The 12131-nt window shown below is 55.1% G+C and carries 12 protein-coding genes, 5 tRNA genes and 1 rRNA gene; 5 read left to right on the top strand and 13 right to left on the bottom strand.

The features are described from left to right. Positions 1–46 precede the first annotated feature (46 nt). Both G364_RS0114625 and G364_RS0114620 read right to left on the bottom strand, forming a co-directional pair. Positions 47–2470: an ABC transporter permease gene (locus G364_RS0114625; RefSeq protein ID WP_019935885.1), complete on the bottom strand. Its 2424-nt coding sequence runs from the start codon at positions 2468–2470 to the stop codon at positions 47–49. After that, positions 2463–3149, bottom strand: coding sequence for an ABC transporter ATP-binding protein (locus G364_RS0114620; RefSeq protein WP_019935884.1), 687 nt, complete (start codon positions 3147–3149; stop codon positions 2463–2465). The genes G364_RS0114625 and G364_RS0114620 overlap by 8 nt, the downstream gene beginning before the upstream one ends. On the opposite strand from G364_RS0114620, the gene G364_RS0114615 reads away from it, so the two are divergent. Further along, on the top strand, positions 3148–3744 hold the full coding sequence (locus tag G364_RS0114615; RefSeq protein WP_026344930.1) for an arylesterase: 597 nt from the start codon (positions 3148–3150) through the stop codon (positions 3742–3744). The two genes, G364_RS0114620 and G364_RS0114615, sit on opposite strands and share 2 nt — an antisense overlap. A gap of 9 nt (positions 3745–3753) precedes the next feature. Here the strand turns inward: G364_RS0114615 and G364_RS0114610 are convergent, their stop codons facing one another. The 6 genes from G364_RS0114610 to gltX all read right to left on the bottom strand — a co-directional run bounded on the left by G364_RS0114610 (position 3754) and on the right by gltX (position 6555). Next, on the bottom strand, positions 3754–4422 hold the full coding sequence (locus G364_RS0114610) for a DNA-3-methyladenine glycosylase I (RefSeq protein ID WP_019935882.1): 669 nt from the start codon (positions 4420–4422) through the stop codon (positions 3754–3756). Positions 4423–4522: 100 nt separating this feature from the next. Further along, a tRNA-Ala gene (locus tag G364_RS0114605) sits at positions 4523–4598 on the bottom strand. A 19-nt stretch (positions 4599–4617) separates the two neighbouring features. Beyond that, positions 4618–4693, bottom strand: a tRNA-Ala gene (locus tag G364_RS0114600). Between the two features lie 38 nt (positions 4694–4731). Then, positions 4732–4807, bottom strand: a tRNA-Ala gene (locus G364_RS0114595). Positions 4808–4834: 27 nt separating this feature from the next. After that, positions 4835–4910: transfer RNA gene (locus G364_RS0114590), tRNA-Ala, on the bottom strand. 232 nt (positions 4911–5142) lie between these two features. Beyond that, positions 5143–6555, bottom strand: a complete 1413-nt coding sequence (gene gltX / locus G364_RS0114585) for a glutamate--tRNA ligase (RefSeq protein ID WP_019935881.1) — start codon at positions 6553–6555, stop codon at positions 5143–5145. A 187-nt stretch (positions 6556–6742) separates the two neighbouring features. Here gltX and G364_RS0114580 point away from each other — a divergent pair, with 187 nt between their 5' ends. The 3 genes from G364_RS0114580 (at position 6743) to G364_RS0114570 (ending at position 8486) form a co-directional block, all read left to right on the top strand. Beyond that, positions 6743–7291 carry a LysM-like peptidoglycan-binding domain-containing protein gene (locus G364_RS0114580; protein ID WP_019935880.1) on the top strand — a complete coding sequence of 183 codons (549 nt, stop codon included), beginning with the start codon at positions 6743–6745 and terminating at the stop codon, positions 7289–7291. Positions 7292–7385: 94 nt separating this feature from the next. Next, entirely contained in the window at positions 7386–7673 is a 288-nt protein-coding gene (locus G364_RS0114575; protein WP_019935879.1) for a hypothetical protein, read from the top strand. Positions 7674–7748: 75 nt separating this feature from the next. After that, a complete protein-coding gene (locus G364_RS0114570; protein ID WP_019935878.1) occupies positions 7749–8486 on the top strand; it encodes a spermidine synthase in 738 nt (245 codons plus the stop codon). A 67-nt stretch (positions 8487–8553) separates the two neighbouring features. Here the strand turns inward: G364_RS0114570 and G364_RS0114565 are convergent, their stop codons facing one another. From G364_RS0114565 to G364_RS0114555, 3 genes are all read right to left on the bottom strand, one after another. Next, positions 8554–9357 carry a siderophore-interacting protein gene (locus G364_RS0114565; RefSeq protein WP_019935877.1) on the bottom strand — a complete coding sequence of 268 codons (804 nt, stop codon included), beginning with the start codon at positions 9355–9357 and terminating at the stop codon, positions 8554–8556. 132 nt (positions 9358–9489) lie between these two features. Next, positions 9490–10257, bottom strand: coding sequence for a DODA-type extradiol aromatic ring-opening family dioxygenase (locus G364_RS0114560; protein ID WP_019935876.1), 768 nt, complete (start codon positions 10255–10257; stop codon positions 9490–9492). A 55-nt stretch (positions 10258–10312) separates the two neighbouring features. Further along, positions 10313–10789 (bottom strand): DoxX family protein, encoded by a 477-nt coding sequence (locus tag G364_RS0114555; protein ID WP_019935875.1) that lies wholly within the window; start codon positions 10787–10789, stop codon positions 10313–10315. Positions 10790–10950: 161 nt separating this feature from the next. Here G364_RS0114555 and G364_RS0114550 point away from each other — a divergent pair, with 161 nt between their 5' ends. Further along, entirely contained in the window at positions 10951–11859 is a 909-nt protein-coding gene (locus G364_RS0114550) for a LysR family transcriptional regulator (RefSeq protein WP_019935874.1), read from the top strand. A 40-nt stretch (positions 11860–11899) separates the two neighbouring features. Here G364_RS0114550 and G364_RS0114545 read toward each other — a convergent pair. Both G364_RS0114545 and rrf read right to left on the bottom strand, forming a co-directional pair. Beyond that, a tRNA-Asp gene (locus G364_RS0114545) sits at positions 11900–11976 on the bottom strand. A 34-nt stretch (positions 11977–12010) separates the two neighbouring features. Continuing rightward, a 5S ribosomal RNA gene (gene rrf / locus G364_RS0114540) occupies positions 12011–12125 on the bottom strand. Between the last annotated feature and the right edge of the window lie 6 nt (positions 12126–12131).

The raw sequence follows: 12131 nt of genomic DNA, 5'->3' as shown, positions 1-12131 counted from the left end.
GTTTTGATTTAAACTTCCAGCTTCCGACTTACAGTTCCCCGCAGGGTCACCCCCATTGCCGCAGCCGGTTCATCAGGGTGCCGCTGAGCAGGCCGCCGGCGCGGCCGGTGATCAGCAAAAGCACGGCTCCCAGCCCCGGCAGCGCCAGCCATAAGCGCGGATGAGGCTGCCAGGGCAGATCAAGCCACCAGGGCAGCAGCACAGCCACACATAGCTCTACCGCCAGCGCCGCCGCCAGCCCGGCCACCAGACCCGCCCCCAGCCACTCCCAGCGTAATGAGGCACGAATCACCCGGTTGCTGGCCCCCAGCGTGCGCAGCAATACCAGCTCGCGGCGGCGGCTTTCCAGGGTAGCTTCCACCTGCGCCAGCAGCACCAGCAGGCTGGCACCGGTCACCAGCGCCATGATGACCAGCAGCGCCTGACTCACCTGCGCCAGTATGGTGCGCAGCTGCTGCAGCAGAGCTTCCACATCAAACACTGTCATGGTGGGAAAGGCACGGATCAGCTCTACTTCCACCGCTTTCTGGCGCTCGGGCAGATAAAAACTCGCCATCCAGGCGGCGGGATAATCCGCCAGTACGTCGGGGCTGAGCACCAGATAGAAGTTGGGTTTCATGCTGTCCCAGTCTACTTCGCGAATATTGCGTACTTCAGCGGATACCTGCTGGCCGGCCAGATCCAGTCTGAGGGTATCTCCCAGCATCAGCCCCAGCCGCTCGGCCAGGTCGCTTTCTACCGAAACACCACCTTCAGCCTGTGACCACTGTCCGCTGACAATGCGGTTACCTTCGGGTATTTGGTCACTCCAGGTCAGGTTCAGCTCCCGGCCCAGACCACCGCCGCGCTCGCTGTTGATTTCAGCCACCGGCACACCGTTCACCTGCACCAGCCGCCCGCGTACGATGGGATAAAAACGAGAAGATGCCAGACCGTTATCGTTCAGGATCTGACGTACCGGATCCAGCTGATAATCGGCAATATTAATTAAAAAACGGTTATGAGTGTCGGCGGGCAGGCGGGCCAGAAAGCCCTCGGTCAGCTCGCCGCGCACTACCCATAACAGGCTGGCCAGAAACAGCGCCATCGCCACACCACCAAACTGCAGCAGCGTGGCCAGCCGGGCACGATTAAGCCGGCTCAATGCCAGCCGGAACGCCACACTGCCTTTGGGCAGACGCGCCAGTGCCAGCAAGCCCCGGCACAAGCCGCCCAGCAACAGCGCCAGCGCCAGCAGCCCAAGCAATAAACCGGCGGCCAGGCCCAGACTGCCGGCAAACAGCCAGCTTAATACCACTGTGCCTGCCAGCAGAATGCCGCCGCTGAGCCAGGGTGAAATATATGCCTCGGCCTCGTTGCGCAGCACTCTGAGCGGCGGCACTTTTAACAGCCGCAGCATGGGCACCACAGAAAGCATAACCGTGGTGAGCAACGCCAGGCCGCCGGCCACCAGGAAGGGCGTGAGCGAAGGCGGTGGCAAGGGCACCGCCAGAGCATCCCCCAGCGCCAGCAAAATCAGCTGGTGCACGCCATAGCCCACCGCAGCACCAAGTGTTGCCCCCAGCAACATCAGCCCGCTCAGCAGCCGCGCCAGCCAGCGCAGCAATGACTGCCGCCCTGCTCCCAGGGTTTTCAGCAAGGCAATGCGGTCCTGCTCACGGCGGGAGAAGTAACCCAGCGCAATGGCCATGGCCAGAATGCCCAGCAGCACACCAATCAGTGAGGCCAGCCGAAAAAACTGCTCAGCCCGGGTAATGGAGCGGGCCACGGGGGTGTCGGCATTGTCGGGGCCGCGCCAGTTCTGCCCTTGCTGCAATTGTGGCTCCAGCCAGTCAGCGTATTCATTGAGGATGTTGTCTTCCCCCTTGAACAGATAACGGTAACGGCTGCGGCTGCCTTCCATAAAAATGCCGGTGGCGGCCACGTCATCCAGATGCATCAGGGCTCTGGGTGCCAGCAAAAACGGTGAAAAGCCCTGATCCGGCTCGCTCACCAGCTCACCGGCCACGGTCAGCTCAAGATTGCCCAGCTCCACCCTGTCTCCCGGGCTGACCTGCAACAACGCCAGCAGCCGGGCCGACAGCCAGATATTGCCAGGCCGAACCTTGCCCGCCGGTGCCAGCACCAGATCGCCATAAAACGGAAACGCGTTATCCACCGCCCTGATGCTGGCCAGCTGCAGCTGTTCATTGGCAAACAGCACACTGTTGAACGATTGCCCCCGCGACACCTGCAGGCCACGTTCTTCGGCTTCGCTCAGCCACTCAGACTCGGCGGCCCGGCTGCCCGCCAGCACTCTGTCGGCGGCAATGTAATCCCGTCCTGATACCTGCAGGGCACCGTTAAGCCGGTCGGCCACCAAAGTGACGCTGAGAATACTGGCCACACACAGGGCCAGCGCCAGCACAAACAGCCGCAGCGGGCCGCTGGCTATTTCCCGTTTGATCAGTCCCCATCCCAGACTAGCCATGCTGCTCCTCCAGCTGACCCGCGGTCATCAGCAAACGGCGCTCACAGCGGACGGCAAGAGATTCGTCGTGCGTCACAATCACCAGGGTGGTGCCGTGCTGGCGGTTAAGCTCAAACAACAGCTCAATAATACGGGCGCCGGTTTGCTGATCTAGATTACCGGTAGGCTCATCTGCCAGCAGAATATCGGGTTGTGTCATAAAGGCCCGGGCAATAGCGACCCGCTGCTGCTCGCCACCTGACAGCTGAGCCGGAAAATGCCGCACCCGGTTACCCAGACCCACCTGCTCCAGCAACGCCATGGCCCGCTTGCGGTTACCACTGTCGCCCTTCAGCTCCGCCGGCAGCATGACGTTTTCCAGGGCGGTTAAAGTGGGCAGCAGCAAAAACGACTGAAACACAAAGCCGATGTGTCTGGCCCTGAGCGCCGCCCGCTGCTCTTCATCAAGCTGGTGCAGGGGCTGACCGGCAATATGAATTTGCCCGCGGCTGGCACTGTCCAGCCCCGCCAGCAATCCCAGCAGCGTAGACTTGCCCGAGCCGGAAGCGCCCACCAGGGCCAGCCGCTGTCCGGCCTTGACTTCCAGATTAACACCTTTAAGGATGGTAATGTCCTCGTCGCCCAGGCTCACCCTGTGCTCGAGATCCACCACACGAATAATGGGAGATGCTGTTGTCATGCTACGGATCCTTGTGCTGTTTGTTTTTTTGGGGTCGCCCGCCGTGCTGGCCGATACCCTGCTTATTCTTGGCGACAGCCTGAGCGCCGGCTATCGCATGCGTGCCGATCAGGCCTGGCCTCATTTGCTGGCTGAAAAATGGCAGCAGCAAGGACGTGATGTCACCGTCATCAATGCCAGCGTGAGTGGCGATACCACTCAAGGGGGGCTGCAGCGGTTGCCACCTCTGCTGCAGCGCCATCAGCCCAGCCTGGTCTTGCTGGAGCTGGGTGGCAATGATGGCCTGCGCGGCCTGCCCCCGGATTTGATTGAACGCAATCTTGCGCAGCTGATCACGCTGGCCAACAACGCCGGTGCCCGGGTGGTGCTGACCGATATTCAGCTGCCACCCAATTATGGCCGCCGTTATCTGCAGCAGTTTGAAAGCCTGTTCAGCCGCCTAGCTACGCAGCAGCAAGTGCCTCTGCTGCCGTTTTTTGTGGCACCGCTGATTGGCCAAAACGGCATGATGATGGATGACGGTATTCATCCCACTGCCGAGGCACAGCCATTGATTGCCGAGCAAGTAGACGAGTTTCTTGCGCCTTATCTTTAACCCTTGTCGTTAACCGATGGAAAAGGCGATGGTCTTGCTGATTTCGCCTAAATTCAGGCCGCTTTGCTCGCGCCAGGTGTTAAAAGCGGCCTGGGCCTGGTTCATGCCTTTTTTGGAGCTTAACGCCGCATCCACCACACCGTGATGCTGCAGATAAGCGCTGACATCACCGGTAAATACAAAAGTCTCTGCTCCCAGCCGGCGCAAGGCATAGGGGGCGATATTGCCGCCCAGCAGTTTGCTGTGCTTGCGAATGTGCTGCCACAGCCCTACCACATCGTCTTTGGGCCAGGCGGCCACAAAGGCACCAAAGCCGCCGTGATCACGGCCTAAATCCAGCACCATTTGAGCATTGACCGGCACAGCAGCAATCTTCTTCGCGTGGCGCACTATGCTGGCGTCGTTATTCAGCCGCTCCAGATGGTGTTCATCCAGCAGCAGCATCTTGTTGGGATCAAAGCCAAAGAAGGCACGCTCAAAGTCCGGCCACTTATCTCTGATCACTTTCCACACAAACCCCGACTGAAACAGGCTCATGGTAAAGGAAGACAGCCAGCGATCATCGGGAATGGCAGCCAGTTCACCGGCACTGAGGGCAGGCGTGGCGATAAGCCGGCGCAACATGGTTTCGCCGTGACGAGCGCAGGCGCGCTCAAAAATAGAATTGAAGTGCTCCATAAAAACAGTCTCGTACGAGTTTGTTTTATTGTGCGCAGTTGAATGGAAAAAGGCCAGAACGAAAAAAGCCGCAGTATGATAACTGCGGCTTTTTAAAATTTGGTGGAGCTACGCGGGATCGAACCGCGGACCTCTTGCATGCCATGCAAGCGCTCTCCCAGCTGAGCTATAGCCCCGAATTGGGTCAGATTGTTTTGGTGGAGCTACGCGGGATCGAACCGCGGACCTCTTGCATGCCATGCAAGCGCTCTCCCAGCTGAGCTATAGCCCCAAAACAATGCTGTTTCACTGGTGTTTGTTTCTGCCGCCTGGTGGAGCTACGCGGGATCGAACCGCGGACCTCTTGCATGCCATGCAAGCGCTCTCCCAGCTGAGCTATAACCCCATTTGGCAGAAACTGCTCTGACTTGATTGGTGGAGCTACGCGGGATCGAACCGCGGACCTCTTGCATGCCATGCAAGCGCTCTCCCAGCTGAGCTATAGCCCCGCACAAGTCGTTGCAGGAATCTTGTCCCTGCGAGCGAGGCGCATAATAGGCACAGCGCTGTTCAGAGTCAACAGGCAATTAGAAAAATTAGTGCAAGCAGATGATTTTTGAACAAAGCGTTCAGTAATTATTCATTTTGGCGGAATTTAGGATTGAGGATTGTGAAAACGGCGTTACCTGCAGGCAACGCCGTTTTTCTTCCAGCTTCAGGCTTTTCGCTTCAAGCTATGTATTACCCTTGAGCACGCTCGGCAATAAAGGCCAGTGCCATGTCGATGCGGGCCAGAACCTTGTCTTTGCTCAGCAGCGCCATCACGCCATCAATGGCTGGTGACTGACCAATACCGGTTACCGCCACCCGCAGCGGCATACCTACCTTGCCCATGCCAAGATCCAGCTCGGCCGCCACCGCATTGATCACTTCATGGATCGATGCCGCCTGCCAGTCGGTCAGGGCTGCCAGTTTGGTGCGGGCCAGCTGCAGCGGCTCGGCGGCTACCGGGCGCAGGTGCTTTTTGGCGGCCGCCGCATCAAACTCGCTGAAGTCTTCAAACAAATAGCGGCTTTGTCCGGCCAGCTCCTTCAGGGTATGGCAACGCTCGGCATACAGGCCAATCAGGTCGGTCAGCGCCGGACCTTGAGTCATATCTATTCCCTGATCCTGCATGTGCCATTCAAGATGACCGGCCACCTCTGCCGCAGGCAGGGTTTTCATATAGTGCTGGTTCAGCCACAGCAGCTTATCGGTATTAAAGGCAGACGCCGATTTGCTGATGGCATTGAGCGAGAACAGCGAGATCATTTCATCAAGAGTAAAGATCTCCTGATCGCCGTGAGACCAGCCCAGACGCACCAGATAGTTCAGCAAGGCCTGAGGCAGATAACCGTCGTCACGATACTGCATCACGCTTACCGCGCCATGGCGCTTGGACAGCTTGGCACCGTCATCACCCAGGATCATGGACACATGAGCAAACTCCGGCACAGGAGCACCCAGCGCTTTATAGATATTGATCTGGCGCGGTGTGTTGTTGATGTGATCTTCACCGCGTACCACATGGGTAATTTCCATATCCCAGTCGTCTACCACCACACAGAAGTTATAGGTAGGTGCGCCGTCGGTACGGCGGATAATGAGATCATCCAGCTGATCGTTGGCAATCTCTATGCGACCGCGTACATGATCGTCAAAGACCACACTGCCTTCGGTGGGGTTGGCAAAACGAACAACATAAGGCGCATCGGCAGCATGCTGGTGCTCACCATGACGACAGGTGCCGTCGTAGCGGGGCTTTTCACCGGCAGCCATTTGCTGCTCGCGCAGGCTTTCCAGCCGCTCTTTGGAGCAGTAGCACTTATAAGCCTTACCTTGCTCCAGCAGCTGATCAATCAGCTGGTTATAGCGGTCAAAACGCTTGGTCTGGTAATAGGGGCCCTCATCCCAGCTCAGGCCCAGCCAGTTCATGCCTTCCAGAATGGCGTCAATGGCTTCCTGGGTGGAGCGCTCCAGATCCGTGTCTTCAATGCGCAGCACAAACTCGCCCTGCTGATGACGGGCATAAAGCCAGGAATACAGAGCGGTGCGGGCACCACCTACGTGAAGAAAGCCGGTTGGACTGGGGGCGAACCGTGTTTTAACTGTCATTCTGTCTGCCTTGGTTAAATAGGAGCTGAAAATGAAATGGCGGCTATTTTAGCACCCGCAAGGCATGGGGTGAAACGCCTTGTCGCAGCACCCTGTCTGCAACGCCGGCTTTTGTAAAGAAGCGGTGCCGCTATCTTGTGGAGTTACAGGGCGCTGGATACACTTGTGGCCGCGAGGGGAGGAAACTATGTCCAGATCAAAAAGCGCCGCCAAACATCAACAGCGCCACTCTTTGGGAGCGCGCTTTAACCAATTTACACTGCCTGCCCGCAAAGGCCTGGGGCGGCTGCTGAACGCTCTGGGTCGCTTGCCTCGCGTTCATAAGGCGGGTCTGCTGATCCTGCTTCCCGCCTGGCTGGGGTTGTTTGTCTGGCAACCGGCTCCGGCAACCCCGGATGCCCCTGTTACCGGTCGCTTGGCGGTGCCCTTGAGTGATGCCGACAAACGGGTGATAGATGTGCCCACTGGCGGCAAACGTATTGATCACACACTGGCACCCGGAGAAACGCTATCCGCTCTGTTCCGCAGTTGGCAGCTGCCCGGCAAGGAGCTGATCGCCCTGGTGCAGGCAGAGCCTTCTTACAAGCCACTAAGCCGGCTGCAGGCTGGCCAGCAGCTCACCATGGTGCTGAATGCCGACGGTAACCTGCATTATCTGGAAGTCCGGGATAATGGTCTGGTGCTGAATGCTTTTCGCCGGCTGGGCCAGGAGTTCACCATGGTAAATACTCAATAATATTCAGATGCCCGCTTGCGAGTTTTTAGACGGCTTCGTTATGGTAAACTGTGATCATTATCAAAAGTTTCAGTTAACCTGCAGGGAGCCATCAATGAACTTCAAGGCCTTTCACGCTTCTCTTAACCAGCCTCAGCCGCCGGTCGGCCTGTCTGATGCTCTCACCGCACTGTGGCTGGATGCCAACGACCGGTGGGAATATGCCCACGAATGCATTCGCGATAACAGTGATCAGCCCTCTGCCTGGGTTCATGCCTATCTGCACCATGTGGAAGGCGTGCTGTGGAATGCCGATTACTGGTATGGCCGTGCCGGTAAAAAACGCCCCAATTGCTCCACCAAAGATGAGTGGCAGCAAATTGCGCAGGCGCTGCTGGACTGAATACCCTTCCGTATTTTTCAGGCCCCGGTCTCTCAGCCGGGGCTTTTTATTTTTTGTTATGCCAGGGAGATAGCTATGCCGCAGGAAATTTTCACTGCTCATGATGAATTCGGACCAATTCGCGTGCTGGAATCTGACGGTGTACGCACCCTTAACTTTGGCGGCCCGGATGCTCAGAGCAGCTGGAGCAGAAGTGAACCTCATGTGCCACAGCTGGAGTATGTAAGAGCCATGCTATTGGTACTGTTATTTAATACTCCCAGGCAGACACTGACTCTGGGGCTGGGTGCCGGTACCCTGAACAGTTGCCTGCATGCAGGCGTGGCTGGTTTGAAACAGCAGGTAGTTGAACTGCGCCCCGGTGTGGTTGAGGCTGCTCAGCGTTATTTTCAGTTGCCTCAGGGCAAACGTCTGCAGCTGCATCAGGCCGATGCCTTTGCTTTTATGCGGGAGTACAAGGGTAAAAAACTGGATGTGATCTTCAGTGACTTGTATAACGCTGATGATGCAGAAGGCGAGCAGTTCTCGGCGGAGTTTATCGAAAACTGCCGACACCAGCTTAAAACCGGCGGCTGGCTGGTGCTGAACTGCTGGGACTGTCATCAGAGTGACGAGTTTATGGCACTGCTGGACCGTCACTTTTGCGAGGTACGTTCCTGCCTGCTCAGCAGCGGCAACTGGGTGGTATTTGCCGGCACCAGCCCCGCTCCTGGTAATGCCAAAGCACTAAAAGAGCAGGAATGGGCGCTCAGCAAACAGCTGGGCTTTTCGCTGCAGCCTTATCTGGGAAGGCTGGCCAGTCATGGCTCATGATTTCCTATTCTGAGCTACTGCAGCCAGGTTGCGTGTTATAACAACGTAGGTAGGTCACCCGTATTATTTAACGATAAAAAGCGTCGTTATCTTCTCGTTTCAATACCTTGTGGCCATCTTCGGTAACACCTTCCTTCCAGTAACTACTAAAGTAACATCTACTACGTTCAACATTATGCTGGTCAGAGATATATCTGCGAATGGCCTTCATGACATTAAACTCACATGCGCACCAGACTGAAGGACGACCACGCAACCACTCAAGTTTTTCTACTGTGTTTGCCAGTGATTCCTCTTCACCTTTAATACATAATTTCAAGTTCATTCCTGCTGGAATATTTATTTCGGGCATATCATCTTCAGATGTTAATGCTAATACAACATAGCCCTTTTCACATTCAGGCAAGGTGTTTATTTCAACGCTTAATGCAGGAATTGCTGCCATGTCAGCAACCAGTAAAAACCAGTCTGCATCCATATTGATGGGCTTTATGATACCGGGCCCTGCCATGAAAATGGTATCACCAATAGCTGCATGCTGGGCAAAGTAATGACCATAACCGCCGCTGTTAATCGATATGGATGTTTTTTCTGGCAGATCCCGATGCTTGACAAAATCTACCGTGATTTGTTGATGTAACGGGCTGAATTTTCTGATGGTGTAAGTTCGTAATACCGGCTTTTCTTCTTCACCAAGTAAAGACAGATCGGTTTTACCCTGTGGAGTAAACATAAGTTTGATGTACTGGCCAGCACTACACTCTGTGAAAGGGGTAATATCATCGACTGTAAATACAAGGCGCTGCATATGAGGTGTGACAGAGTAACAATCACTTACTGTCAGCTTTTGTATTTTCTTATCTTTTTTCATTTTTCACCCGTTAGTATTTAATGGCATTTGATGTGATAAAACCAGGCAACCACACTATAATGCAATTAAAACTAATTTGCATTTACGTTTTACAGTAATTTTTACGCTTCAGCCAGGTCTTTAAACAGACGATCAAACCAGAGATTCCGGCCCCCAATATACAATGCCCGACTTTTTGCCCAGGATCGTCGCAGAAATATGAGTACTACAGGGCTTTTCTGCCAGCCCGTAGCAGACGTGCAGCGGCAGCAGATGCTCTTCCCGGGGGTGACAGAGTCGGGCATAGGGCGCATGCTCCCAGTGCACCAGCCGCTCCGCACGTTCCGGCTCCTTTATGTCAGTACTGCTGCAGGTTTCTTTCAGCCAGTATTCAAATGCCGCATTACCGGCCTGAATGTCCGGTGTATCAGCCGCGAAAAAAGCGCGCATATTATGGAAGGAGAAACCAGATCCAATCACCAGCAGATTTTCACACTCCAGAGCCTGTAACGCACGTCCGATAGCAAGGTGCGTAGCTGCATTCAGACTAGTGACCAGTGACAACTGAACACACGGAATATCTGCCGCCGGATACATGAGCTTAAGCGGAACAAACAGGCCGTGATCAAACCCCCGGTGCTCATCGAGCCGGGCAGTAATGCCTGCCTGCTCAAGCGCCTGGTGGATCTGCACCGCCAGCACAGGTTCACCCGGGCAGGGATACTCGATGAGATAGGACTCCGGCGGAAAGCCGAAGTAATCGTAGATCAGAGACGGGCTGGCTCCTGAAGTAATGGTTGGCACCGTCTCTTCCCAATGGGCACTGATCACCAGTATGGCCGAGGGCCTGGGCAAGGCACCGGCGATTGTCTTGAGCTGAAACACCATCTCTTGATGGCCCGGATCTCCCAGCAGCGGCATAGGGCCGCCTCCGTGAGAGATAAAGAGAATATTGCTGGGTTTAGACCGGGAATGATTATGCATCAGTACGCAACCCGTTTCCTGCACGCTCGAAATGCTTCAGTATTATGTCGTCCAGCGAGAGCCGTCCCGCTCCCTGAATGGCCAGAGCAAGTGTCGCCGCCAATAATGTCAGAGCATATTCGTAGCCGTTATTGGACATAAACAGGCCATTGTCGATATGTACGGAAAAAATTGCCACCAGCATAGTAAAAGCAGACACCAGCGCTGCCGGACGAGTCAGCAAGCCCAGTAGCAGCGCTATACCACCAAAAAACTCGGCACTGCCGGCCAGCATTGCCATCAGATAGCCGGGAGTCAGACCAATGCTTGCCAGCCACTGCCCTGTTCCTTCCAGACCATGGCCACCAAACCAGCCAAACAGCTTTTGTGCCCCATGAGCAGCCAGGATCAGCCCGACGGGTATCCGCAGCACCAATGAAGCATAACCACCGTTACTGCTGAACAAGCTCTGTGCTAATGAACGTTTCATGGAATGCCCTCAAATGAAGATAATAATGAGTGTGCCTGAAAGTATATGTTCAGGAAGTAAGCACACTTTACTATCTCTTTTTGAAGGGATTAATACTGCTCATATTGCTTAATTATAAACATAACATTGATAATTAGACGTCTACTTTGTCAGGAGCTTCCATGGACCGTATTGATGCTATGCGTGCCTTTGTTACCGTGGTCACCGAAGGCAGTTTTACCCGTGCAGCAGAGCGGCTGAATATGTCACCGCAGCTGGTCAGCAAGTATGTTTCCCGCCTGGAAGACCACCTCGGTGCACGCTTGCTCAATCGCACCACCCGCAAGATACACCTTACCGAAGCCGGATCCCGTTACGCCCAGCGTGCCCAGTTAGTGCTGGATGATATTGACGATATGGATAGCCAGCTTACTGATCTGCAGCAAAATGCACAGGGGCTACTGCGCATCAGTGCCCCGGTATCCTTTGCTACTCTGCACCTGGCTCCTTTGCTCTGTCGCTTTCAGCGCGCTCATCCGGCGGTGAGTATCGACCTGCAACTGAACGACCGAAAAGTGGATATTGTGGAAGAAGGCTTTGATATAGCGCTGCGCATCGGCCATTTAAAGAGCTCATCCATGATTGCCAAGCTGATAGCTCCGGTCAGGCTGATCATGTGCGCCGCTCCGGATTACCTGGAAAAACACGGCACTCCTTCCAGTCCGGATGAACTAAAAAATCATCGGTATCTGCGCTACAGCTATATGGAAGACAACACCGGTTTTTCTATCAACGAGTGGCTACAACCGGCTGGATATCAACAAACAGGTGACATGCTCAGCAATAATGGAGAAATACTGGTCAGCGCCGCCATAGAAGGTGCCGGTATTATCATTCAACCCTCTTTTATTTGCGGCCCCGCCATTGCAGCAGGCAAGCTGAAAGTTGTGCTGCCGCAACATGAGCCCGAGCCTATGGGTCTTTATGCCGTATATGCACACCGTAAATTGCTGGCCAGCAAGGTCAGATGCTTTATCGATTTTATGGAAGGATACTTCAGTAACCCGCCGTACTGGGATAATTTTGATTAAGACGAAAAAACCCCAGCCAATCGGCTGGGGTTTTGAGTAATGGCGGAGCGGACGGGACTCGAACCCGCGACCCCCGGCGTGACAGGCCGGTATTCTAACCAACTGAACTACCGCTCCGCAAAAGCTGTATAGTCAGAGTACTAAATTGGGTGCCTGGCAGTGACCTACTTTCACATGGCAGCTGCCACACTATCATCGGCGCGGTTGCGTTTCACTGCTGAGTTCGGCATGGAATCAGGTGGTTCCACAACGCTATGGCCGCCAGGCATTAA

The sequence above is a fragment of the Oceanimonas smirnovii ATCC BAA-899 genome, assembly GCF_000381965.1.
Lineage (GTDB): Bacteria > Pseudomonadota > Gammaproteobacteria > Enterobacterales > Aeromonadaceae > Oceanimonas > Oceanimonas smirnovii.
Note: the sequence above shows the minus strand (reverse complement) of the source record. Positions and strands in the feature narration are given on the sequence as shown.

What these genes read in the sequence shown, in the direction of transcription:
- G364_RS0114620 (WP_019935884.1), bottom strand. Translation starts at nt 3,149, where the DNA reads ATGACAACAGCATCTCCCATTATTCGTGTGGTGGATCTCGAGCACAGG.
- G364_RS0114550 (WP_019935874.1), top strand. Translation starts at nt 10,951, where the DNA reads ATGGACCGTATTGATGCTATGCGTGCCTTTGTTACCGTGGTCACCGAA.
- G364_RS0114610 (WP_019935882.1), bottom strand. Translation starts at nt 4,422, where the DNA reads ATGGAGCACTTCAATTCTATTTTTGAGCGCGCCTGCGCTCGTCACGGC.
- G364_RS0114565 (WP_019935877.1), bottom strand. Translation starts at nt 9,357, where the DNA reads ATGAAAAAAGATAAGAAAATACAAAAGCTGACAGTAAGTGATTGTTAC.
- G364_RS0114615 (WP_026344930.1), top strand. Translation starts at nt 3,148, where the DNA reads ATGCTACGGATCCTTGTGCTGTTTGTTTTTTTGGGGTCGCCCGCCGTG.
- G364_RS0114570 (WP_019935878.1), top strand. Translation starts at nt 7,749, where the DNA reads ATGCCGCAGGAAATTTTCACTGCTCATGATGAATTCGGACCAATTCGC.
- G364_RS0114625 (WP_019935885.1), bottom strand. Translation starts at nt 2,470, where the DNA reads ATGGCTAGTCTGGGATGGGGACTGATCAAACGGGAAATAGCCAGCGGC.
- gltX (WP_019935881.1), bottom strand. Translation starts at nt 6,555, where the DNA reads ATGACAGTTAAAACACGGTTCGCCCCCAGTCCAACCGGCTTTCTTCAC.
- G364_RS0114555 (WP_019935875.1), bottom strand. Translation starts at nt 10,789, where the DNA reads ATGAAACGTTCATTAGCACAGAGCTTGTTCAGCAGTAACGGTGGTTAT.
- G364_RS0114560 (WP_019935876.1), bottom strand. Translation starts at nt 10,257, where the DNA reads ATGCCGCTGCTGGGAGATCCGGGCCATCAAGAGATGGTGTTTCAGCTC.
- G364_RS0114575 (WP_019935879.1), top strand. Translation starts at nt 7,386, where the DNA reads ATGAACTTCAAGGCCTTTCACGCTTCTCTTAACCAGCCTCAGCCGCCG.
- G364_RS0114580 (WP_019935880.1), top strand. Translation starts at nt 6,743, where the DNA reads ATGTCCAGATCAAAAAGCGCCGCCAAACATCAACAGCGCCACTCTTTG.